The 22,614-nt window shown below is 39.0% G+C and carries 21 protein-coding genes; 7 read left to right on the top strand and 14 right to left on the bottom strand.

Features of this window, described 5'->3' with window-relative positions:
• Positions 1–3: 3 nt before the first annotated feature.
• The 10 genes from rplV to rpsL all read right to left on the bottom strand — a co-directional run bounded on the left by rplV (position 4) and on the right by rpsL (position 6,539).
• Positions 4–411: a 50S ribosomal protein L22 gene (gene rplV, locus T8I65_RS02725; RefSeq protein ID WP_141876838.1), complete on the bottom strand. Its 408-nt coding sequence runs from the start codon at positions 409–411 to the stop codon at positions 4–6.
• Between the two features lie 8 nt (positions 412–419).
• On the bottom strand, positions 420–698 hold the full coding sequence (rpsS, locus tag T8I65_RS02720) for a 30S ribosomal protein S19 (RefSeq protein ID WP_011710692.1): 279 nt from the start codon (positions 696–698) through the stop codon (positions 420–422).
• Positions 699–701: 3 nt separating this feature from the next.
• Positions 702–1,538, bottom strand: coding sequence for a 50S ribosomal protein L2 (rplB, locus tag T8I65_RS02715; RefSeq protein ID WP_322301945.1), 837 nt, complete (start codon positions 1,536–1,538; stop codon positions 702–704).
• 9 nt (positions 1,539–1,547) lie between these two features.
• Complete coding sequence (gene rplW / locus T8I65_RS02710) at positions 1,548–1,838, bottom strand: 50S ribosomal protein L23 (protein WP_141876836.1); 291 nt, start codon at positions 1,836–1,838, stop codon at positions 1,548–1,550.
• Between the two features lie 9 nt (positions 1,839–1,847).
• The gene (rplD, locus tag T8I65_RS02705; RefSeq protein WP_141876835.1) at positions 1,848–2,474 is read right to left on the bottom strand and encodes a 50S ribosomal protein L4; all 627 of its coding nucleotides are present in this window, start codon (positions 2,472–2,474) and stop codon (positions 1,848–1,850) included.
• A complete protein-coding gene (gene rplC / locus T8I65_RS02700; RefSeq protein WP_141876834.1) occupies positions 2,474–3,085 on the bottom strand; it encodes a 50S ribosomal protein L3 in 612 nt (203 codons plus the stop codon). Before rplC ends, rplD begins: the two co-directional genes overlap by 1 nt.
• Positions 3,086–3,230: 145 nt before the next feature.
• A complete protein-coding gene (gene rpsJ, locus T8I65_RS02695; RefSeq protein WP_026915146.1) occupies positions 3,231–3,536 on the bottom strand; it encodes a 30S ribosomal protein S10 in 306 nt (101 codons plus the stop codon).
• 10 nt (positions 3,537–3,546) lie between these two features.
• Positions 3,547–5,658: an elongation factor G gene (gene fusA / locus T8I65_RS02690; RefSeq protein ID WP_322301944.1), complete on the bottom strand. Its 2,112-nt coding sequence runs from the start codon at positions 5,656–5,658 to the stop codon at positions 3,547–3,549.
• Between the two features lie 6 nt (positions 5,659–5,664).
• Positions 5,665–6,141 (bottom strand): 30S ribosomal protein S7, encoded by a 477-nt coding sequence (gene rpsG / locus T8I65_RS02685; RefSeq protein WP_026915144.1) that lies wholly within the window; start codon positions 6,139–6,141, stop codon positions 5,665–5,667.
• 23 nt (positions 6,142–6,164) lie between these two features.
• Positions 6,165–6,539: a 30S ribosomal protein S12 gene (rpsL, locus tag T8I65_RS02680; RefSeq protein WP_010230128.1), complete on the bottom strand. Its 375-nt coding sequence runs from the start codon at positions 6,537–6,539 to the stop codon at positions 6,165–6,167.
• Positions 6,540–6,812: 273 nt separating this feature from the next.
• Here rpsL and T8I65_RS02675 point away from each other — a divergent pair, with 273 nt between their 5' ends.
• The 6 genes from T8I65_RS02675 to rlmB all read left to right on the top strand — a co-directional run bounded on the left by T8I65_RS02675 (position 6,813) and on the right by rlmB (position 17,682).
• On the top strand, positions 6,813–9,701 hold the full coding sequence (locus tag T8I65_RS02675) for a SusC/RagA family TonB-linked outer membrane protein (protein WP_322301943.1): 2,889 nt from the start codon (positions 6,813–6,815) through the stop codon (positions 9,699–9,701).
• Positions 9,702–9,716: 15 nt separating this feature from the next.
• On the top strand, positions 9,717–11,123 hold the full coding sequence (locus tag T8I65_RS02670; RefSeq protein WP_322301942.1) for a SusD/RagB family nutrient-binding outer membrane lipoprotein: 1,407 nt from the start codon (positions 9,717–9,719) through the stop codon (positions 11,121–11,123).
• A 91-nt stretch (positions 11,124–11,214) separates the two neighbouring features.
• Entirely contained in the window at positions 11,215–11,898 is a 684-nt protein-coding gene (locus T8I65_RS02665) for a hypothetical protein (protein WP_322301941.1), read from the top strand.
• A gap of 217 nt (positions 11,899–12,115) precedes the next feature.
• Positions 12,116–15,370 carry a SusC/RagA family TonB-linked outer membrane protein gene (locus T8I65_RS02660; protein WP_322301940.1) on the top strand — a complete coding sequence of 1,085 codons (3,255 nt, stop codon included), beginning with the start codon at positions 12,116–12,118 and terminating at the stop codon, positions 15,368–15,370.
• A 10-nt stretch (positions 15,371–15,380) separates the two neighbouring features.
• Positions 15,381–16,853, top strand: a complete 1,473-nt coding sequence (locus T8I65_RS02655) for a SusD/RagB family nutrient-binding outer membrane lipoprotein (protein ID WP_322301939.1) — start codon at positions 15,381–15,383, stop codon at positions 16,851–16,853.
• A gap of 94 nt (positions 16,854–16,947) precedes the next feature.
• Positions 16,948–17,682 carry a 23S rRNA (guanosine(2251)-2'-O)-methyltransferase RlmB gene (rlmB, locus tag T8I65_RS02650; RefSeq protein ID WP_322301938.1) on the top strand — a complete coding sequence of 245 codons (735 nt, stop codon included), beginning with the start codon at positions 16,948–16,950 and terminating at the stop codon, positions 17,680–17,682.
• Here rlmB and T8I65_RS02645 read toward each other — a convergent pair.
• Positions 17,679–18,416, bottom strand: a complete 738-nt coding sequence (locus T8I65_RS02645; protein ID WP_322301937.1) for a rhomboid family intramembrane serine protease — start codon at positions 18,414–18,416, stop codon at positions 17,679–17,681. The genes rlmB and T8I65_RS02645 overlap by 4 nt on opposite strands.
• Positions 18,417–18,493: 77 nt before the next feature.
• Here T8I65_RS02645 and T8I65_RS02640 point away from each other — a divergent pair, with 77 nt between their 5' ends.
• Positions 18,494–19,768, top strand: a complete 1,275-nt coding sequence (locus tag T8I65_RS02640; RefSeq protein ID WP_322301936.1) for a replication-associated recombination protein A — start codon at positions 18,494–18,496, stop codon at positions 19,766–19,768.
• Here T8I65_RS02640 and T8I65_RS02635 read toward each other — a convergent pair.
• Genes T8I65_RS02635 through T8I65_RS02625 form a run of 3 tightly spaced genes read right to left on the bottom strand, consistent with a single transcriptional unit; the run spans position 19,765 to position 22,593 of the window.
• The gene (locus T8I65_RS02635; protein ID WP_322301935.1) at positions 19,765–20,637 is read right to left on the bottom strand and encodes a hypothetical protein; all 873 of its coding nucleotides are present in this window, start codon (positions 20,635–20,637) and stop codon (positions 19,765–19,767) included. The genes T8I65_RS02640 and T8I65_RS02635 overlap by 4 nt on opposite strands.
• Entirely contained in the window at positions 20,634–22,040 is a 1,407-nt protein-coding gene (locus T8I65_RS02630) for a DUF5723 family protein (protein ID WP_322301934.1), read from the bottom strand. Before T8I65_RS02630 ends, T8I65_RS02635 begins: the two co-directional genes overlap by 4 nt.
• Position 22,041: 1 nt before the next feature.
• Complete coding sequence (locus T8I65_RS02625) at positions 22,042–22,593, bottom strand: hypothetical protein (RefSeq protein WP_322301933.1); 552 nt, start codon at positions 22,591–22,593, stop codon at positions 22,042–22,044.
• Positions 22,594–22,614 lie beyond the last annotated feature (21 nt).

Here is a 22,614-nt window from a genome sequence, read left to right as displayed (position 1 = left end):
CTCTTAGCTTTGTGTATTATTGTTTGCTCCAAGCACTAATGTAACATGATTGGATCTCTTTCTAATTCGGTGTGCACGACCCTGTGGAGCAGGACGAAGTCTTTTCAACATACTTCCTCCGTCTACACGAATCTCTTTCACAAATAGCTCAGCTTCTTCAAGGTTAGCTTCCTCGTTCTTAGCCTGCCAGTTGGCGATAGCTGAAACTAAAAGTTTCTCTAAACGATTTGATGCTTCTTTTTTACTGAACTTTAAAATATGAAGCGCTTTTTCTACTTTCTCTCCTCTAACCAAATCCGCCATAAGACGCATTTTTCTAGGCGAAGTAGGGCAGTTATTTAACTTTGCAAAAGCTACCTGTTTCTTGGCTTCTTTTATTTGCTCTGCTCTTTCTCTTTTACGAACTCCCATAGCTTCAATTATTTTCTACCTTTATTTTTCGCACCTGCATGTCCTCTGAAAGAACGTGTTGGTGAAAATTCTCCTAGTTTATGACCCACCATATTTTCAGTTACATAAACAGGAACAAATTGTTTCCCGTTGTGTACCGCTATAGTTTGTCCTACAAAATCTGGAGTAATCATAGAAGCTCTAGACCAAGTTTTGATCACGGCTTTCTTTCCTGACTCAACATTCTGAGCCACTTTTTGTTCCAGTTTGTAATGAACGAAAGGTCCTTTTTTTAATGAACGTGCCATATCTTATTTCTTTCTAGTCTTTCTACGTTCTACAATATATTTATTACTCGCTTTTGTTCTTGAGCGGGTCTTGAATCCTTTAGCAGGAAGACCTTTTCTAGAACGTGGGTGACCACCTGAAGCTCTACCTTCACCACCACCCATTGGGTGATCGACAGGGTTCATCGCTACCGGTCTTGTTCTTGGACGTATACCCAACCATCTGCTTCTACCAGCTTTACCACCAATCATTAACTGATGATCACTGTTGGATACAGCTCCGATTGTAGCTATACAAAGTGAAAGAACACGTCTAATCTCCCCAGAGGGCAACTTGATAGTTGCATATTTACCTTCTCTTGCCAATAACTGAGCAAAAGCACCGGCACTACGCGCCATCACAGCTCCCTGCCCTGGTCTCAACTCGATACAGGAAATAACCGTACCAAGTGGAATGTTTGCCAAAGGCATTGCATTCCCGATCTCAGGAGAAGCAGCTTCATTAGCAGAAACTATATTCTGTCCAAGCTGAAGCCCATTCTGAGCAATAATATACCTTTTCTCTCCATCCTGATAATTCAATAATGCGATAAAGGCCGTTCTGTTTGGATCGTACTCGATAGAAGCTACTGTAGCAGGAATTCCCTGCTTGTCACGCTTAAAGTCGATTACACGATACCTTCTTTTATGACCACCACCTTTATAGCGCATGGTCATTTTTCCCTGACTGTTTCTACCACCTGATTTTTTTATCGGCGCCAATAGGCTTTTCTCCGGCTTATCAGTAGTAATGGCGTCATACCCATTAACTACTCTAAAACGCTGACCAGGTGTAATTGGTTTTAATTTTCTAACTGACATTCTTTAATCTTAAAGATTACTGTATAAATCAATAGTTTCCCCTTCCGCCACCTGTACTACTGCTTTTTTGAAAGCATTAGTTTTACCAGTGATCATACCAGACTTAGTATATTTAGTCTTACGATCCGGGCGGACATTCATAGTTCGAACTTTAGTAACAGACACGCCATAAGCAGATTCAACTGCGTCTTTGATCTGAATCTTATTTGCCTTGTTACTTACTACAAAAGTGAAGCGATTGTTCATCTCACTATCTGTAGTAGCTTTTTCTGTAATAACAGGTTTAATCAAGATGCTCATAACGGTTTATTAACTTAATTTCGACTCAATTCCTTCTAAAGATCCTTCTACGAAGACGATACTCTTAGCATTAAGTATTTTGTAAGTACTTAATTCTGAGCTATTTATAACTTCTGAGGATTTCAAATTGCGCGACGACAAATATACATTTTTATTTGAGTCACCCAACACAATAAGCGATTTTTTACTGTCAATCCCCAGAGCCTGAAGAACTTCGATAAAGTTCTTGGTTTTTGGAGTATCGAATGAAAAATCTTCAATCACCATGATAGCCTTGTCGTTTGCCTTAATAGATAGGGCCGACTTTCTTGCAAGACGTTTCAGGTTCTTGTTTAATTTGAAACCGTAGTTTCTAGGTCTTGGACCAAAAACACGTCCACCACCTTTGAAGATAGGAGACTTGATACTACCAGCTCTCGCTGTACCAGTACCCTTTTGTTTCTTGATCTTACGCGTAGATCCTGCGATCTCTGCTCTTTCTTTAGCTTTATGAGTACCCTGACGTTGATTAGCCAGATACTGTTTAACATCTAGATAAACAGCGTGCTCATTAGGCTCTATAGCGAAAACAGAATCAGAAAGCTGTGCTTTTCTGCCTGTTTCTTTTCCTTTAATATCTAAAACTGCTACTTCCATTACTTACTAATGATTACGTATGAGTTTTTAGATCCCGGCACACATCCTTTTACTACTAAAAGGTTCTTATCTGCCACAACCTTCAAAACTTTCAGGTTTTCAACTTTAACTCTCTCGCCACCCATTCTTCCGGCCATCTTCATTCCCTTGAATACTCTCGCAGGATAAGAAGCTGCACCAATAGAACCAGGAGCTCTCAATCTGTTGTGCTGACCGTGCGTGGCCTGTCCAACTCCTCCAAAACCGTGTCTCTTTACAACACCCTGGAAACCTTTACCTTTAGATGTACCTGCGATATCCACAAATTCACCTTCTCTAAAATGTTCCACGGTAACAGAGTCACCTAATTTGTAATCTTCATTATAACCCTGGAATTCAACGACTTTACGTTTTGCAACGGTTCCTGCTTTTTTAGCATGCCCTTCAGCAGCTTTATTAACAGTCTTTTTGTCATCGAAACCAAGTTGAAGTGCTTCATACCCGTCAACCTCTTTGGTTCTGACTTGGGTAACCAAGCATGGTCCAGCTTCGATTACGGTACATGGGATGTTCTTCCCATTCTCGTCGAAGATGCTGGTCATACCGATCTTTTTTCCTATTAACCCAGACATATTTATTAATTATTAATTGTTTACTTATTTAAAAAACTAAGGGCTGAAAAACACATTCAGCCCTGAATTGTATCTTTCACCGTTTTTCCTTCGCGAAACGCTTAGGACATGTTAACCGCGCACCGTAGTGCGCGGAACTGTTTTATCACACTTTGATCTCAACTTCAACACCACTTGGCAATTCAAGCTTCATCAACGCATCAATCGTTTTTGAAGAAGAGCTATAGATATCAAGTAACCTCTTGTAAGAGCTTAATTGAAACTGCTCTCTGGATTTCTTGTTCACGTGAGGTGAACGTAGAACAGTAAAGATTTTCTTGTTTGTTGGTAACGGAATTGGTCCGGTTACAACAGCTCCCGTAGTCTTTACGGTTTTTACAATCTTTTCAGCAGACTTGTCTACCAGGTTATGATCGTAAGATTTTAGTTTTATTCTGATTTTTTGACTCATTTCCTTAAGATTATTCGTTTGCTGCTCCTTTAGCTGCTTTGATGACTTCTTCAGAAATATTAGAAGGAGTTTCAGCATAGTGAGAGAATTCCATAGTTGAAGTTGCTCTACCTGATGAAAGTGTTCTTAATGTAGTAACATATCCAAACATTTCAGAAAGCGGCACTTCAGCTTTGATTACTTTCGCTCCAGATCTGTCTGACATGTTGTTTACCTGACCTCTTCTTCTGTTAAGGTCACCAACAATATCACCCATATTCTCTTCCGGAGTAACAACTTCTACTTTCATGATTGGCTCAAGAATAACGGCACCTGCAGATTTTGCAGCAGCTTTGTATCCCATTTTAGCAGCCAATTCGAAAGAAAGTTGATCTGAATCCACAGGGTGGAAAGATCCATCCTTAAGTTCAACTTTTAAAGTATCCATAGTAAATCCAGCTAAAGGACCATTCTTCATAGCCTCTTTAAAACCTTTTTCTACGGAAGGAACAAATTCCTTAGGAATACGTCCACCTTTAATTGAATCTACGAACTGAAGTCCTTCACCTTCGAAGTCTTCGTCTACTGGTCCCATTGTAAATACGATATCCGCAAATTTACCACGACCACCAGATTGTTTCTTATAAACTTCTCTTTGATCAGCATCTCTACGTACAGCTTCTTTGTACTCAACCTGAGGCTCACCAACGTTTACTTCCACTTTAAACTCACGCTTCATTCGGTCAATGATAATCTCAAGGTGAAGCTCACCCATACCAGAGATAATCGTTTGTCCGGAATTTTCGTCAGTCTTTACAGTAAAAGTTGGATCTTCTTCAGCAAGTTTTCCAAGAGCCATCCCCATCTTTTCTACATCAGCCTTAGTCTTTGGCTCCACTGCAATACCAATTACCGGTGCAGGGAAAGACATTGATTCAAGAACAATTGGATGGTTTAAATCTGTAAGAGTATCACCAGTTTTGATGTCCTTAAATCCAACAGCAGCCCCAATATCTCCAGCTTCAATACTATCGATTGGCTCCTGCTTGTTTGAGTGCATCTGGTAAATTCTTGAAATACGCTCTTTTTTACCTGAACGTACGTTCAACACGTAAGAACCAGCCTCAAGAGTACCGGAATAAGCACGGAAAAAGGCTAAACGACCTACGAAAGGATCGGTAGCAATTTTAAATGCAAGCGCAGAAAATGGAGAATCCACATTTGGCTTACGACTTTCTTCCTTACCTGTATCTGGGTTAGTACCTTCAATTGCTTCTACATCCACTGGAGAAGGAAGGTAACGCATCACAGCGTCAAGCATCGCCTGAACACCTTTATTTTTAAATGCAGAACCACACATCATTGGAATGATGCTCATATCTATAGTTGCAGCTCTTAATGCAGCGATGATCTCATCTTCAGTAATAGAACTTTCGTCCTCGAAGAATTTCTCCATCAATGCTTCATCATATTCTGCAACCGCTTCCACTAATTCTGCACGGTACTTATTAACATCATCTACAAGCTCCTCAGGAATATCAATAGTATCATAAGTCATCCCATGATCCTCATCATTCCAAATAATTGCTTTCTTAGAAATAAGATCAACCACACCTCTAAAGTCGATTTCATCACCGATAGGCACCTGAAGCGGCACCGGGTTACCACCAAGCATTTCTCTTACCTGACGACATACGTTGAAAAAATCTGCACCCTGACGGTCCATTTTATTAACGAAACCTAGACGTGGAACTCTATATTTATCTGCCTGTCTCCAAACAGTTTCAGACTGAGGCTCAACCCCGTCTACTGCAGAAAACAATGCAACAACCCCATCAAGAACACGCAATGAACGCTCAACCTCTACAGTAAAGTCAACGTGACCTGGAGTATCAATAATATTCACAGTAAATTCCTGATCGCGGTACATCCACTTACAGTGTGTAGCTGCAGAGGTAATAGTAATACCACGCTCCTGCTCTTGCTCCATCCAGTCCATAGTGGCAGCACCATCATGAACCTCACCGATTTTATGACTTATACCTGTATAATAAAGGATACGCTCTGTAGTTGTAGTTTTACCTGCATCAATATGAGCCGCAATTCCAATATTTCTAGTAAATTTTAAATCTCTTTGTGCCATGTTGTTTTAGAATCTAAAGTGAGAGAATGCTTTGTTAGCCTCAGCCATTTTATGAGTATCTACTCTTTTCTTAACAGCAGCTCCTTCTTCTTTTGCAGCAGCAAGAATTTCAGCAGATAGCTTTCCAGCCATTGACTTCTCATTTCTTTTACGTGCAAAACTAATTAACCACTTCATAGCAGTAGACACCTTACGGTCTGGACGAATTTGCATTGGTATCTGGAATGTTGCACCACCTACACGTCTACTTCTCACTTCAACATGAGGCATCACGTTAGAAAGAGCATCTTTCCAAATTTCCAATCCAGATTTCTCTTCGTCTTGTTTTTTCTCTTCTACAATCGCGATAGCATCATAGAAAATTTTAAAGGCTACCGACTTCTTACCATCCCACATCATCATGTTCACGAAACGTGTAACTAGCTGATCGTTAAATTTCGGATCTGGTAAAAGCGGTCTCTTTTTCGCCTGTCTTTTTCTCATTTCTTTACATTAAAAGTTTTTAATTACTTCTTAGGGCGTTTTGCACCGTACTTAGATCTTCGCTGAGTTCTACCTTCAACACCGGCAGTATCTAGCGCACCACGAACAATGTGATATCTAACACCTGGTAAATCTTTTACCCTTCCACCTCTAACCAATACTATCGAGTGCTCTTGTAGATTGTGTCCTTCACCAGGAATGTAGGCGTTAACCTCTTTCCCGTTTGTCAACCTCACCCTTGCTACTTTTCTCATAGCAGAGTTTGGTTTCTTAGGAGTAGTGGTATATACACGTGTGCAAACACCTCTCCTTTGAGGGCACGAATCCAAAGCAGCCGATTTACTCTTCTTGGTTATTTTGGCTCTTCCTTTTCGTACTAATTGTGAAATTGTTGGCATAATTTCCTATACACTAATTATTAATAAATTTTATTCCCCCGATTTTTAGGGTTTGCAAAGGTAGAAATAAAAAGCTAATAATCAAATATATGCCCACTTTAATTTTGAAACCACTACTCGTACAGAATAGATATAAAGTGCTCGAAGACAGCTGAAAACTTGTTCCCTACCAAATTTAGCTTCAGAAACACTCTATGTACAACCTTCAAATTGCCAATTCACTGCATTATTGTTTGCCGATTTAAGTTTTTATTGCATTTATTTAGTTAAAATTTGATAGATATTACGATGGAAAATGATTCCGCACAGCTTCAGGAAGTGGTAGTAACCGCTCTCGGTATTAAGCGAGAAAAGCAGAGCTTAGGATATGCACAGCAAACAGTTGAAGGCGAATCCCTTATCAAAGCTCGTGAAACGAATATCAACAATGCTCTTGCCGGTAAGGTTGCTGGTGTACAGTTTACTGGAGCTCCTAGTTCTGGATTTGGAAACTCCAATATCCGATTAAGAGGTAATACTGGTGTGCTGTATATTGTTGATAACGTTAAAGTCCAGGATGCTTCAGATATTATTACTGATGATATAGCTGATATGTCGGTGTTGAAAGGTGCCGCAGCAACTGCATTATATGGTCCTCAAGGTATTAACGGTGTAATTATCATTACCACCAAAAGCGCAGGAGAAGGACAAAGTAGCATCTCTGTAAATCATAGTTCTGCCATTGAAAATGTGTATAAAATTCCAGAGTACCAAAACGAATATGGAGGAGGTTACTCTCAAGAATTTAATACTTTCAATTTTGATCCATCTATACATCCAGCCGATTGGAGTTCGTTTGATGGTCAGTCTATGGTTGAATATTATGCAGATGAAAGTTGGGGACCAAAGATGGACGGTCAACTTGTTAGACACTGGGATTCCTGGATTCCAAACACACCCGAATTTGGAGAATTAAGACCGTTTTCACCAAACCCTGATAATGTTCGCGACTTCTTCGAAACCGGTATTACTTCAAATACCAATGTAACCTTTACCAAAGGTGGAGAAGGTTTTTCAGTAAGAGCTAGTTTAGCTAAAATTGACAGAACTGGGGTAATACCTAATTCTGAAAGAAATACTGTTCAGGGATCGCTAAGTGCGAGTGTGGATATTTCAGACAAACTGGAAGGTTTTGCGAGTTTAAATTACCAGGACAGAAGAACTTCCAATTATCCATCTAACGGATACGGAAATATTGCGTCAAACTTTAACCAATGGTGGCAAAGGCAACTTGACATTGATCGCTTGAAGGATTACAGAAGAAATGGACAGGTTGTTTCATGGAACCTTAATAGCCCTACAAACACATCTCCATTGTATTGGGATATGCCATATTTCATTACTAATGAAAATGTAAACCCTCAAAATAAAAATGCTTTATACGGTAGATTAGGGTTAAATTATAACTTCAATGAAGACTTCACTGCCAGTGTTGAAGTAAGAAAAACATTAAACACCTATGAAAGTTCAAACAGAGCTGGATTTGGTGGTCTTTCTCAACCTTTCTACTCTGAATACGAGGAAACTAATAATACAGATGAATTATTTGGTATTCTGAATTACCAAAAAGACCTTACTGAAGACTTCGATATTAGCGCAAGCGCAGGTTTTGAAATCTACGATAGAAATGAAAAGTCTATCTCAGCTTCAACAGCCGGTGGACTTACCGCAGACGGGTTCTACAGTTTAAATACATCAAGAGATAGACCTAACCTTTCAAGTTACTATCAGGAAATAGGAAGACAGTCGGTGTTCTCTAAAGCCTCGATTGGATTTAGAAACCTATTATACCTGGATGGATCTGCCAGACTAGACTGGCAGTCTACTGCGAACTCAGAAGACAACAGAGTTGAAACATACGGAGGTTCTCTAAGTTTGATCTTTAGCAAATTACTACCTCAAAATGATATACTTAGTTTTGGAAAATTAAGAGCCAGTATTGCTGAAGCACCTAGATTTCCAGGCGTTTTCCAGATATCTGAAACATATAACATTGGAACACCATATGGATCTTTCGGGAAACTATCTGTTAAAAGCGGCCTGAACAATCCACTATTAACTGGAGGTGTACGAAGAGAATATGAATTTGGTACTGAAATGAGGTTCGCAAATAACCGCCTTGGACTTGATGTTACTTATTTCAACAAGCAAGATGATCAACTTCCTGCTGGAGTATCTTTAGACCCATCTACAGGTTTCACAAGTTTTTCTACAAACTCAGGGGAACAGACTTATAAAGGTTGGGAATTAGCTTTCAATGTGGTACCAGTTAGAAATGACAACTTTGTTTGGGACATCAACGCGAACTTTGCGACTTTAGAAAGAACAGTGGATGCGATCGCACCAGGAACAGACGTAAATGTATTATCAACAACTTGGAGAGGAATACAACTACAGGAAAGAGTTGGTGAAGAGTGGGGTGCAATATATGGTAGAGCTTACCGTAGAGATGATGCAGGTAACATTCTATTATCAGATACCGGTAACCCTCGTTACGACTCTAATCAATACCTGGGTAATGTATTACCAGACTGGACTGGTGGAGCTACATCATTTATGCAATACAAAAATTTATCTTTAGGATTGGATTTTGACTTCCAGAAAGGTGGTAAGATCTTTTCCGTTACCAAAATGTTCAATGCTTACTCAGGTTTAGGAGAAAGCACTATAGGTAACAATGCAGCCGGCAACCCGCTACGTGATGCAGTTACTGGTGGAGGTGCAGCAGTTGCAGCTTCTGATGCAGATGCTTCAACCGGTGGTATCCTTATAGAAGGAGTAGATGAAACAACTGGCGAACCTGCCTCTTACTATGTGGAAGCACAAACTTATTACGGAAGATTGTTTGCGCTACATGAAGAATGGCTGTATGACGCTTCATACGTTAAACTAAGACAAGCTAGAATTGACTATGAAGTTGAAGGTAGCTTGATCGACAATACGCCAATCAAGAAGCTGAATATTGGTGTCTTTGCAAGTAATCTTTGGTTAATCTACAGCTCTATTGACGATATTGATATTTCTGAATTAGAGGACAGCCAGATTACAGGTTACGGTTGGACTGAAGGTGGTCAATCACCAAATACAAGAACTATCGGTTTAAACGTGAATATTTCTTTCTAATTAAAAGCTATAAAAATGAAAATGAACTTTATAAAAAAATCAGTCCTTTTTGCTTCCTTAGTAGTATGCTTCGGTAGCTGTGAAAAGGTTGACTTTCATGGGATCAATGAGAACCCGAACGAACCCACTCAACCATCTTCAGGAAGCCTGCTTGCTAGTGCCGAAGGTGCTGTATCTGCATATGTTAGTGCAACAACTCCTAATCTTTATGTTCAGTATCTATCCAATGGACAGTATGATGAAGAATCGAGATACCAGACTTTAAACTGGGACACTTCATACTGGTACGGTATATTAACAGATTTGGATCGTATGATTGAGATCAGCGATAATCCGAACCAGATCGCGGCCGGTACCATTCTAAGGGTATATTTAATGGAAGGCATGACTACCAGATGGGGTAGACTACCTTATTCTGAAGCACTTCAAGGCCTGGAAAATCAATTTCCTGCTTATGACTCACAGGAAGAAATCTATAATGGTTTATTCTCTGAACTTGATTCAGCATTAGCAATGATCGAGACAGGTGGTTCATCAGTTCAGGGTGACTATATTTTTGGAGGTGATGTATCCAGATGGGAGTCCTTCGGACAAACTTTAAAAATGATTATGGCATTGAGATTATCAAATGCTAATCCTGCATTAGGACAGGAAAAGTTCAATGAAGCCTTAGGGAATGAAATCATGAGTAATTCTGAAAATTTCTTCTACCCTTATCTGGCAGACGAGAATAATGATAATCCATGGGAGGATAGATTCCTGGCACCAAGCTTCAGAAGGGATTATCTTGTTAGCGATGTCTTTGTTGATGCTATGATTGGTAATGGCTCTGCTGAAGATCCAGAAGACGAAAGACTAATGGGTATGGCAGAACCGGCATTTAATTCTGGAACGTTCGTTGGTGCGCCATATGGAATGTCCAACTCTGCTACCGATGATTATTCTTTTATTACTGAAGACATCATCTACAACCAGGAAGCAAGCCTTTATATGTTCACTTATGCTGAAGTACTTTTTGCACGGGCTGAAGCTGCAGAACTAGGCTGGACTAGTGAGGATGCTGAGGATCTATATGCACAAGCAATTACAGCTTCCTTCCAACAATGGGGACAATCTTCTGATGATGCAGCAGATTATATAAGTGAGAATAGCTACAATGGTTTTGAATCAATTGGTTATGAAAAATGGGTAGCCCTTTATTTTCAAGGATATGAAGCATGGGCAGAATGGAGAAGACTGGAAGCTATGGGCTATGAAAAAGCACTGGTTGCTCCAGCTGATCTACTGAGTAATGCAACAGATATTCCAGATAGACAAGCATATGCTGCAACGGCTGCATCTTTAAACGAAGAAAGCTATCAGGAAGCAATATCAGCTCAGGGTGCAGATGAACTTAATACTAAAATTTGGTTATTTGAATAGTCGCAACTTATTTTAGTAATGCAAAAACCTGCTCTCATTGGAGCAGGTTTTTATTTATGTATTATATTGAAGGTCATTAATCTATGTAATTATGAAAAACTTCTCTTCCACCCTATTGCTCATTATTGTATGTCTTACCGTCCAATCCCAAAATCCAACAAATTCAGGAAATCTTTCAGATGGATTTAAAATCACAAGAAGCTCCCCAAAAGGTGATCCATTTTTGAGCTCTGAATGGTATGTAGGATATGGAATAAACAAAGACGGGTCTACAACCAGACCACAACAAATGAATTATGATATCTATGGTAACAATCTGGTATATAAAACAGGTACCAATGGCGAACCAATGAAATTATTAGATGATTCCATGAGTGGCTTTATATTAAAAGACAAGAATACCGAGTTATTATTCTCTAAAATTGAAGGCAGCAAATTTGAAAAAACCAAGAGGGAAGATCGCTATTACCATGTTGTAAGCCCACCTTCGAATTATGTTATCGTTGAATATATAAAGGATTTAAATGATCCCAATGCGAGTGGCTGGGTTTCGAGTAAAGACAATACTTTGAGTGCCGAATATGAATTAGATACTAATTATTACATTCTCAACCGTGCAGACCAATATGTTGAAGTAAGACTAAAAAGAAACCATATTCTCAAAGCTTTAAAGGATAGGAAAGATCAATTGAAGACTTATATAGATTCGAATAACATCGATTTTGAATCGATCCTGGATCTGGTGAAAATCCTTGAATATTATTATACTTTGTAAAATATATTAATTCATTAATCATAAAATTTTAAGTTTAATATCGATAAGATGATTGCAATTTGTTAAGATTAAAAGAGCCATAATGTTAAAGTAGGCGCTTTATATTGTTGGCTATCAGCTCCTTATGCTAATCTGCGTGATTTATTATGAGATTATGTTTGCTTTAACGCTTTATTCTACTCACATTTGATGTCGGCTAATTCAAACAAATTTTAAAATGAAAACAAAGTTTAGTAGTATTTTAACGCTATTACTAGCGTTCGTGGTGCAAATAACTTTTGCACAGGAGCGTTCCATTGCGGGTACGGTGACTGACTCAGATGGTCTTCCCCTTCCTGGTGTGAACGTTCTTATTAAAGGTACTGGCACGGGTACCCAAACAGATTTCGACGGAAATTATGAAATAACTGCAACTCAGGGAGATGTATTGGTTTTCTCTTTCGTTGGATTGAAACAAGCAGAATACACTGTTAGCACAAACGATCAAATCGATGTGGTAATGGAGAATGATTCTGCTCAACTTGATGAAGTTGTAGTAACTGCATTAGGTATTAAGAGGGAAAAGAAACAGTTAGGTTACTCTACTCAGGAAGTAGGTGGTGAAGCTGTATCTGATGTTCCACAACAAAACTTCGTAAACTCTCTATCAGGTAAAGTTTCTGGTCTTAGTATTAAGTCTTCAGGAACACTTGGTGGATCTACGAACGTTGTAATTCGTGGTAACTCATCTCTTACAGGAAACAACCAGGCACTTTTTGTTGTTGATGGTACTCCTATTAGCAATAACACTCCTAACAGTAGCGGTCAGTCCTCTGGTCGTGGTGGTTATGATTACGGTAACGCTGCTTCGGATATTAACCCGAATGACATTGCGTCTATCAACGTACTTAAAGGTGCGGCTGCAACTGCACTATACGGAGCAAGAGCTGCGAATGGTGTTGTAATTATCGAGACTAAAAAAGGTTCTAAAGGTAAAGGTATTGGTGTATCTGTACAGTCTTCTATTACTGTAACGAATCCAGATATGGAAACTCTTCCAGAATATCAGGATCAGTACGGTGCTGGATACGGTGCTTACTATGCTTCTGATGATGGATACTTTAACCTTTATGATGTTGACGGTGACGGTAACCTGGATGAAACAACTCCTTTTACTGAAGATGCTTCTTTTGGTGCTGCATTTGATCCTAACAGACAAATTTACCAGTGGAACTCTATCTATCCTGATCTTGACACTTACCAACAAGCTTCTCCATGGGTAGCTGGTGAGAATGATCCTAACAGTGTATGGCAAACTGGTTACACTTCTGTAAACTCTGTTGCTTTAGATGGTGGATCAGAAACTTCTTCTTTCAGATTGAGTGGAACTCACCTGAATCAACAAGGTAACCTTCCAAACTCTAACATTAAGAGAAACACTCTTAAGTTTAGTGGTTCTCATGAGTTCACAGATAAATTCAACGCTCAGGCGAACATTACTTATACTAAGACTGATGGTAAAGGACGTTACGGAACTGGATATAGTTCTTTGAACATTATGCAACAGTTCAGACAGTGGTTCCAAACTAACGTAGATTTCGAAGAGCAAAGAAGAGCTTACGAGGCTACAGGACAGAACATTACCTGGAACCCAAATTCTCCAGATGATCTATCACCTATTTATTCTGATAACCCATACTGGACATTCTACGAAAACTTTCAAACTGACACTCGTAACAGATATTTTGGTAACGTAAACCTTAACTATGAACTGAATGATGTATTCAGCATACTAGGTAGATTTACTTTCGATACGTATGACGAATTACAGGAAGAAAGAATTAATGTAGGATCAGCAGATATTGCTAAATACAGCCGTTATAACAACAGAGCTGCTGAATACAACTATGACCTTATCCTAAACTTCAACAAAGACATTAGTGATGATGTTAACATTGATGGTAACTTAGGTTTCAACTTAAGAAGAAACGAGAGAAATAGCATTTTCGCTTCAACAAACGGAGGATTAAATAAAGCTGGATTCTACGCACTAAGTAACAGTGCAAGCCCACTTAACCCACCTTCAGAGTACGAATCTGTAAGAATGCTGGATGGTGTTTACGCTAGAGCAAGTGTAGGTTTATTCAACACTTACTTTCTTGAAGGTACTATCCGTAGAGACCGTTCTTCTACATTACCAAAAGAAAACAACACTTTCTACTACCCTGCGGTATCTGCAAGTGTTTTGTTATCTAACCTAATTGATGCAGACTGGTTAAGTTTCGCAAAACTTAGAGGTAACTACGCTGAAGTTGGTAACGATACTAACCCTTACAACGTATTTAACACGTATACCATATATTCTGGTTTCAATGGAGCTGGTGTGGCGAGTAACAATTCAACTCTTAGAAACCCTAACTTAAAGCCAGAGCGTCTTAAGTCTTATGAAGTTGGTTTGGAAACAAACTTCTTCGATAGAAGAATTGGTTTAGACGTATCTTACTATAGATCAAGAACTGAAGATCAAATTACTCCAGTTCCTGTATCTCCTTCAACTGGATTCAGTCAGCAATTGCTTAACGCAGGTGTGATTGAGAACAAAGGTATAGAGGTTGCATTAACTTTAAACCCAATTAGAACTGAAGACTTCAACTGGAACGTCAACGTGAACTGGGCAAAGAATGAGAATGAAGTACTAGAACTTGCTGATGGTATTGAAAACCTACAGTTAGCTAGCTTACAAGGTGGTATTTCCATCAATGCTGCTCCTGGAGAACCTTACGGTGCTATTAGAGGAACAGATTTCGTTTATGACAATCAAGGGAACAAAGTGATCACTTCTGCTGGTTACTATGCTAAAACCCCTAACTCAAACTATGTAATTGGTGATTTCCAACCAGATTGGATTGGTGGTGTTCAAAACACATTCACTTACAAAAACATAGCTCTTGGATTCTTAATTGATGTTCAAAAAGGTGGAAGTGTATTCTCACTTGACCAATGGTATGGTACTGCTACCGGTATCTATGCAAGTAGTGTAGGAACTAACGAACTTGGTAATCCAATTAGAAATACTATCGAAAACGGTGGTGGTGTTCTTCTAGATGGTGTTCAGGGTGATGTTAGCTTTAACGCTGATGGTACTTACGAAGTAACAAATACTTCTCCAAACGAGACTAGAGCTAGAACAGATTACTACGCTAACCCTTATGGGTACGCACGTGCTCCTAATGCACTTCACGTTTATGACGCTGGATATGTTAAGTTAAGAGAAGCTACGCTTACTTATAACTTTGGTGATAGAGTACTTGAAGCTTTACCATTTACAAGAGCTTCTGTATCATTCATTGGTCGTAACCTTTGGATCATCGACAAGAGCATTCCATACGCAGATCCTGAAGCAGGTTTAAGTGCTGGTAACGTTCAAGGATACCAGTCTGGTGCTTACCCAACTATGAGAGAAATAGGTGCTAGTCTTAAATTTAACTTTTAATTAAAATACTATGAAAAAATATATTGTTGCTCTTTCAGCTGTTGCAATGCTTTGGTCCTGCCAGAGTGATGAACAGTATGAAAATTTAAACCGGGATCCTAAGAACCCCGATGCTGTAGCTTCAGATTTCTTATTTACTGCTGCTACGGTTAGTCTTGGTGATTACACCGCTAGCCCGAACGTAAACCAACCTCTTTATAGGTTTCTTGGGCAATATTTGACTACAACGACTTACACTGATGAGCCTAACTATGATTTTACTGCTCGACAAAATCCAGATGCAGTTTGGAGTGAATATTACACAGATGTTATTTATGATCTTCAGGATGCTAAGAGAGTTGTGAATGCTAACGAAGGCTTGACTCAGGGTCAAAAAGACGCTAGACTAGGACAACTTGAAGTGATAGAGGTTTATACCTGGCACTTATTAGTTGATGGATTTGGAGACATTCCTTATACTCAGGCTTTGCAACCTAGTGAATTCTCACTTCCTGTTTATGACGATGCTGCTACTGTTTACGCAGACCTTATTTCCAGACTTGATGCTGTTGGAGGAATGCTTTCAGCTGGACAAGGATTCTCAGGTTCAGATGTTGTTTACGAAGGAGATATGAGCAAATGGATGTTGTTTGCTAACTCTCTTAAACTTAGAATGGGAATTAGACTTCAGGATGTAAATCCTTCTTTATCTCAAGCTACTGTTGAGTCTGCTGTATCAGCCGGTGTTTTCGCATCAAATGATGACAATGCTACGATTGATTACCAATCTAATGCACCAAACACAAACCCACTTTGGGAAGATTTGGTACAGAGCGGTAGATCTGACTTTCTTGCGTCTGAGACAATCGTTGATTACATGAATCAATTTGAAGACCCAAGAAGAATGGTTTATTTCGATGATAATATTGCTGATGGTTACATTGGTGGTGATTATGGTGGAAGTAATAACTATGGTTCCTTCACTCACATTGGAGATGCATTCCTTGATCCAACTAGAGAAGGAATTCTTTTAGACTATGCTGAAGTTAGATTTAATCTATCTAAAGCTGCTGAACTTGGATATAATGTTCCTGGAGATGCTGAGACTCACTACAATGCTGCAATTACAGCATCTATGGAGTACTGGGGTGTTTCTGGTGATGCTACTGAAGAGTACCTATCACAGCCTGAAGTTGCATACGATGGTTCTGAAATGCAATTTGCAACTCAGTTCTGGATAGCAATGTATGATAACCCTGCTGAAGGATGGTCTACATGGAGATTATATGACGATCCGGTTTTCAATATCCCAACAGATAATGAGACTTTCGTTCCACTTAGATACACTTATCCAATCGACGAGCAGAATTTAAACAATGCTAACTACATTGATGCTGCTGGTGCAATTGGTGGTGATGATGCTCAAACTCCAGTATTCTGGGATACGACTACACCAGATCAATCAACTTACCCTGGTCCAGCGACTGAGGAAGATGATGAATAGATATTGAATTAATTCAATATGAAAAGCCACCCAAATGGGTGGCTTTTTTTTATTATTCATTTCTCGAAGGATATAATTGTACTAACTTTGAAGCATGGAAGAAACTACAAGAATATTCGGAATTCGAGCTGTGATTGAAGCTATAGAAAGTGGGAAAAGTATTGAAAAAGTATTTATCCAGAAAGGCTTAGCCGGAAGCTTGTTTCAGGAATTGAACCGTCATCTTAAGAGCGGATCTTTCACCGTGTCTTATGTGCCAATTGAGAAATTAAACAAACTCAGTAAGGGTAATCACCAGGGAGTCGTTGCTAATATATCTCCTATAAGTTTTGTAAGTCTTAATGATCTTGTAGAATCTGTACAAAATAAAAGTACTATTCCACTTTACCTTCTACTGGATGGTATTACAGATGTTCGGAATTTTGGAGCCATAATTAGAACCGCAGAATGTTGTGGAGTAGATGGCATCATCGTCCAGGAAAAAGGATCTGCTCCTATTAATGCCGATACGGTAAAAACTTCAGCCGGAGCAGTTTTCAAAGTCCCTATTTGCAAGGTAGATCATATTAAAGATGCTTTATTTCATCTACAAACATATGATATAAAGATTGTTGCAGCTACTGAAAAAACGGATGACACTGTTTACGATATTGACCTTAAGCAACCTGTGGCCATCGTAATGGGTGATGAAGCTAAAGGGGTATCAAACTCAATTCTTAAGCTAGCCGACTATAGGGCAAAACTACCTATGCTCGGAGAGATCGCTTCTTTGAATGTATCTGTAGCTTGTGGTGCAGTCCTTTACGAAACTGTTAGACAAAGAAGTTAATTCTTGTCATCTGACTTTTCAGTATAAATGTAGTTATACTCTGTTTCCTCTTCTTCCATATTCTGAAAAGGTAGGTTATCAACAAAATTTCCTTCTTCGTCAAAATGCTGCATAAATAAATCATCAGAATCTTTAAAATCTGAAGATTCCCAATGATATTTAGGAGGTTTTGCGATTTGTTCTTTAAAAACTACAGCGAGACCCAGGCCGCTCAATAGACCCGCCAGGTGTCCCTCCCAGGAAATCTTTGGATCTATTGGAGTTACATACCATATCAATCCACCGTAAACAAACACTACTATAAGCGACAAGGCTACGAGCCGGTAATTCTTAGAAAAGATTCCTTTGAAGAAAAGGAATGCTGCAAGTAAATAGATAATTCCACTAGCTCCAATGTGATTTGCTGGTCGACCTATAATCCATGTAATCAAACCTGTTGAAACGAGACCAATTAACAACACCTTCCAGCGTAAAGGTCTGTAAAAGTAAAATAAGGCGAGAGATAGTATGAATAAGGGAATTGTATTATTAAAAAGATGTTTTATATCTGAGTGGATGAAGGGTGAGAATATGATCCCCCGAAGCCCTACCGCTTCACCCGGCCTTACACCGAAGGGGGCTAAATTCAAATTGAATCGAAGCTCTGCCCAGAAAACAATCCAGATCATCAACACGAATAATAAAGGATATCCTATTGTGCCGCTGGTAAAAACAAATGGAGAGGATGGTTTCAAATTCTATTCAATTTTAATTAATATTACAAAAAAGCATCCAAATAGTTCAGGATGTTAAGTTGTCAGACAAAACACCCATGAGTCAACCACTAGCAGAAAGATTGCGCCCTAAAACTCTTGATGATTACCTGAGTCAGCATCACTTAATTGGTAAGAATGGTGCTATGCGACAGCAAATAAAACAAGGAATTATTCCTTCCATGATCTTATGGGGACCTCCTGGTGTAGGCAAAACCACACTGGCGAATATCATAGCTTCGGAATCTGGCCGACCATTCTTCACCCTTAGCGCAATTAGTAGTGGCGTAAAGGACGTACGTGAGATCATTGAAAAAGCTAAGAAAAGTGATGGTTTATTTACCACCAAAAGTCCGATTCTATTCATTGATGAAATCCATAGATTCAGTAAATCTCAACAGGATTCTCTACTTGGAGCTGTAGAGAAAGGATGGGTTACTTTAATTGGTGCCACGACTGAAAATCCGAGTTTTGAGGTTATATCTGCCCTTTTGTCCAGATGTCAGGTTTATATTCTGAAACCGTTCTCAAAGGAAGACCTGGTAGATCTGCTAAAGAGAGCAATGGAGCAGGACAAAGTAATTTCGGCTAAAAATGTTCAGCTAGAAGAGACTGAAGCTTTATTGAGGTTAAGCGGTGGAGACGCCAGGAAACTTCTAAATATCTTTGAATTACTAGTCACTTCAGAAGAAGTAAATGTAAAGATCACTAATGATCTTGTACTTCAGAAGGTTCAGCAAAATACCGTTCTATATGATAAAACGGGGGAACAGCATTACGATATAATTTCTGCATTTATCAAATCTATTAGAGGGAGTGATCCAAATGCTGCGGTTTACTGGCTGGCAAGAATGATCGAAGGAGGTGAGGATGTGAAGTTTATCGCGCGAAGATTATTGATCCTGGCAAGCGAAGACATTGGGAACGCAAATCCAACCGCGCTGGTCATAGCCAATAATTCGTTCCAGGCGGTGAATACAATTGGATATCCGGAAGCCAGAATCATACTTAGTCAGTGCGTGACCTACCTAGCCACTTCACCTAAGAGCAATGCAGCCTACATGGCTATTAATAAAGCCCAAAGTTTGGTAAAGAAAACAGGTGATTTGTCGGTTCCTCTTGCGATCAGGAATGCCCCTACGAAATTAATGAAAGATATAGGTTACGGAAAAGATTATAAATATGCCCATAATCACGCAGGTAATTTCGTTGCAGCAGAGTTTCTTCCAGATGATATCGCTGGCACTACCTTCTACGAACCCGGAAATAATCAGCGTGAAAATGCTCAACGTGAATTTCTTCGGAAGCGCTGGCAAAAAAAGTATGGTTATTAATTTTTAGATTTTAGTAGTACTGACTTCTGCTGATTAGTCTTACTGTCGAAGTAGCTAATTTCTAATCCTGAATTCTTGCGATAAGATACGGTTCCACTATTAAGGAGCGATCTATATACAAATTTATTGGGTTTATTGGTCTTCAATAATAGCGCTATTGGTTCGGGAGCATTCCGTTGGTATAAGGCATAGTTGGAATTGTAGGCTCTTAATTCAAAAACAGCATCACCATAGATCCATAGACTATTTTCCAGAGAAGTTAAATTTTCATCAACTTCACTCCCGGCTGGCAGATCATTTTTTTCGGAAGCTAATAATTCAGAAGTGACATTACTTTCGGATTCTGGAACTACCTCATTTTTTACTTCAGAAGTTATATTCTTTTCCTCCATGACAGAAGAAATCTCATTTGACTTTTTAACCGATTTAGCAATACCGGAGTTGGATTTATACTCATATTGCAAATCAACCAGGTCCTGAAAAGCATCTCGAAAAGATTCCTGGTAAGCAGCCTGAAATTCTTTCTCCTTACTCTTTCCCTCACGAGTTTTATAGACGGACATTCCTTTACAATCCTGAAGTTCTATATGCATTTTGGTTACAAACAAGCCAGAATCTTCCACTAGAACCGGACTTATGCCCAGACAGGGATTTTGCTGAAGATCTTCTGGCCAGGTTTCAGTTTTCATAATAGTTTGAAAACCATTCTTCTCAAATAGGAATTTTGTAAGGGCATTTAATTGGTACTGATTCGTTTTACCAAGAATGTCATAGCTTTCAGGGACAATTATATACTTATAATCATTCAGAGCCTGGGAAAAGATGTTCCCATAAAAAATCATTGCTGCTAATATTATTAATTTTTTCATAAGTCTTTGAATACGTATTGTATGCCTAATTGCAAGGATGCACTATGCGCATTGGCAAGGTTGGTATAGCCAATGATATCATTTACTGCGATATAAGCATTAAAGTTTTTAAATCTACTCGAAGCCATTACCCCAAACTTTGTCCGCGAAAATTGATCCAAACCATAAGCCACTCTAAATCTAAAATAATCATTTACTTTCCTGTCCCAGTAAGTAGTAACACCATAAGTAGGACCCTTAGGACGATTTACTCCGGAAACTATCATTCCGAATAAATTCATATAGCGCGGCTTCTTGCTAATCAAATAGTCGCATGGTAAGATCGACTTGCCAGTTCCAAATTGTATGGAAGCATTGTATTTCAATGGGCGCCAGGTATTATATTCGCTAAAGGTTTTTACGTCTTTGAGATTCGCATCAAATTGCTCTTCTAAAACGTCCCAGTAAGGAATGGTCTCTTCATTATCCAATTCAGGAAAAAGCGGCTCTAAACCACTTGAGTCATAAGATCCAAAGTATCTGGAATTTTCAATGTCCTTCTGATGAAATATTAAGCCCAGATCTCTTATAGAAGCATTCACAGAGAACTGATCAGTTACTCTATAATGAAATCCAACATCTACTCCTACTCCAACATTCTGACCAAAGAAAGACCTGCTAAGAAGTTCACCAGCTGCCTGGTCAACAGTCATATCTTCTTCATCACGAAGACTTGCATAACCAGAGGTATTTATTAAAATATTAAAATCATCAATTTCGTGATTATAGAAGTTTTCTTCCCCAGGTGTATCATATGTTGTAAAGGTCCCCTCATTATCCACGCTTTCAACATTAAAAATCCCGGAGTACAGTTTGACTCGACCACCTACGGTTAGCTTAGAATCCATTTTATAATTAAAGCCAGCATGATAAACGGTAAGCACCTCACCTGTAAAGCTAACATCGTCGAATCTGAAGGGTCGCCCTATATAATCTGCATTACCTTCGAAAGCAAGTTTTGCAGGATCACTTGGGAAGTACGCGAAGATATCAGCTTCCTGATATGCACCTGCAGAAAAGTAACCTCTATTACCCATTTTCCAACCAAAAGAAACAATTTCTATCTGCTCATTAATAGAAAAAAAATCTGTAGAAGTAAGGTTCCTGATAGCGCTTTGAATTCTTGCATTGATATTACGCCCGTCATCTTCAAAAATATCCTTGGCAGTAACACCTGTTGAACCTACAGCAAAATGAATTTGCGAAAACAAGGGAATTCCAAAATGTCTTGTAAAATCTATCCTGGCACCTGGATTTTGAAGCAATGCCTGTGGCAGGTCATCCACATTATACAGTAAGGGTTTATTTTGCCCGGATACAGAGTTGCAATAGAAGAAGATAAGCAGTACTATTGCTATTCTCATGTTAAAAAGTTAGTCTGAATAATCCTCTGGATGTAAATTTCAAATTCCCTTCAAGACTTTTAGAAGGCTCTAAAAGTTCCAGTTCTACCGCAAGTTCTATAGAATTCTTAACCTGATTGATATTTGACTCCTGCACGATATGAAGCGTATCAATTACAGAGATCATCGTATCGCTACCAGCCGGGATGATATAGTTCACATCAAATTCCTTCCTGTTCCGGTCGTTTAAAAAATTCAGCTCACTTCTTACAGCATAAGGAAAACTATTTTCATGCCGAAACCTGAATGCTGCATAGGTTAGACCATCCTGCATGTAACTGTCATCAAGATATTCAAGCCTGACCGTATCTCTTATGATAGCCGTGAACTCTCCAGTGTCAGAATCCAGAAAGTCATCTTTGTTGAGATCGTAATAAATGATATCGACATCAATGTCTGGAGTAATTTGAATATCCTCTGTCTGGCTAAGGTCTACATCTTTAAAACAGGAGGTGAAGAGCGCCAGTAAAAACAGACCTGCAATTGTTTTGGGAATGTGGATTTTTCTAGACACGAGAAAGCTTTCTTAGTCTAC

The sequence above is a fragment of the Christiangramia sp. OXR-203 genome, assembly GCF_034372165.1.
Classification (GTDB): domain Bacteria; phylum Bacteroidota; class Bacteroidia; order Flavobacteriales; family Flavobacteriaceae; genus Christiangramia.
This window is presented reverse-complemented; position numbering and strand designations above follow the sequence as displayed.

Bases quoted from the DNA above. Each gene is read 5' to 3' on its own strand.
- T8I65_RS02655 (WP_322301939.1), top strand. From the start codon at position 15,381: ATGAAAAAATATATTGTTGCTCTTTCAGCTGTTGCAATGCTTTGGTCC.
- rplD (WP_141876835.1), bottom strand. From the start codon at position 2,474: ATGGAAGTAGCAGTTTTAGATATTAAAGGAAAAGAAACAGGCAGAAAA.
- T8I65_RS02665 (WP_322301941.1), top strand. From the start codon at position 11,215: ATGAAAAACTTCTCTTCCACCCTATTGCTCATTATTGTATGTCTTACC.
- T8I65_RS02660 (WP_322301940.1), top strand. From the start codon at position 12,116: ATGAAAACAAAGTTTAGTAGTATTTTAACGCTATTACTAGCGTTCGTG.
- rplV (WP_141876838.1), bottom strand. From the start codon at position 411: ATGGGAGTTCGTAAAAGAGAAAGAGCAGAGCAAATAAAAGAAGCCAAG.
- T8I65_RS02630 (WP_322301934.1), bottom strand. From the start codon at position 22,040: ATGAGAATAGCAATAGTACTGCTTATCTTCTTCTATTGCAACTCTGTA.
- fusA (WP_322301944.1), bottom strand. From the start codon at position 5,658: ATGGCACAAAGAGATTTAAAATTTACTAGAAATATTGGAATTGCGGCT.
- T8I65_RS02635 (WP_322301935.1), bottom strand. From the start codon at position 20,637: ATGAAAAAATTAATAATATTAGCAGCAATGATTTTTTATGGGAACATC.
- T8I65_RS02640 (WP_322301936.1), top strand. From the start codon at position 18,494: ATGAGTCAACCACTAGCAGAAAGATTGCGCCCTAAAACTCTTGATGAT.
- rlmB (WP_322301938.1), top strand. From the start codon at position 16,948: ATGGAAGAAACTACAAGAATATTCGGAATTCGAGCTGTGATTGAAGCT.
- rpsJ (WP_026915146.1), bottom strand. From the start codon at position 3,536: ATGAGTCAAAAAATCAGAATAAAACTAAAATCTTACGATCATAACCTG.
- rplB (WP_322301945.1), bottom strand. From the start codon at position 1,538: ATGTCAGTTAGAAAATTAAAACCAATTACACCTGGTCAGCGTTTTAGA.
- rplW (WP_141876836.1), bottom strand. From the start codon at position 1,838: ATGAGCATCTTGATTAAACCTGTTATTACAGAAAAAGCTACTACAGAT.
- rpsL (WP_010230128.1), bottom strand. From the start codon at position 6,539: ATGCCAACAATTTCACAATTAGTACGAAAAGGAAGAGCCAAAATAACC.
- rpsS (WP_011710692.1), bottom strand. From the start codon at position 698: ATGGCACGTTCATTAAAAAAAGGACCTTTCGTTCATTACAAACTGGAA.
- T8I65_RS02670 (WP_322301942.1), top strand. From the start codon at position 9,717: ATGAAAATGAACTTTATAAAAAAATCAGTCCTTTTTGCTTCCTTAGTA.
- rpsG (WP_026915144.1), bottom strand. From the start codon at position 6,141: ATGAGAAAAAGACAGGCGAAAAAGAGACCGCTTTTACCAGATCCGAAA.
- rplC (WP_141876834.1), bottom strand. From the start codon at position 3,085: ATGTCTGGGTTAATAGGAAAAAAGATCGGTATGACCAGCATCTTCGAC.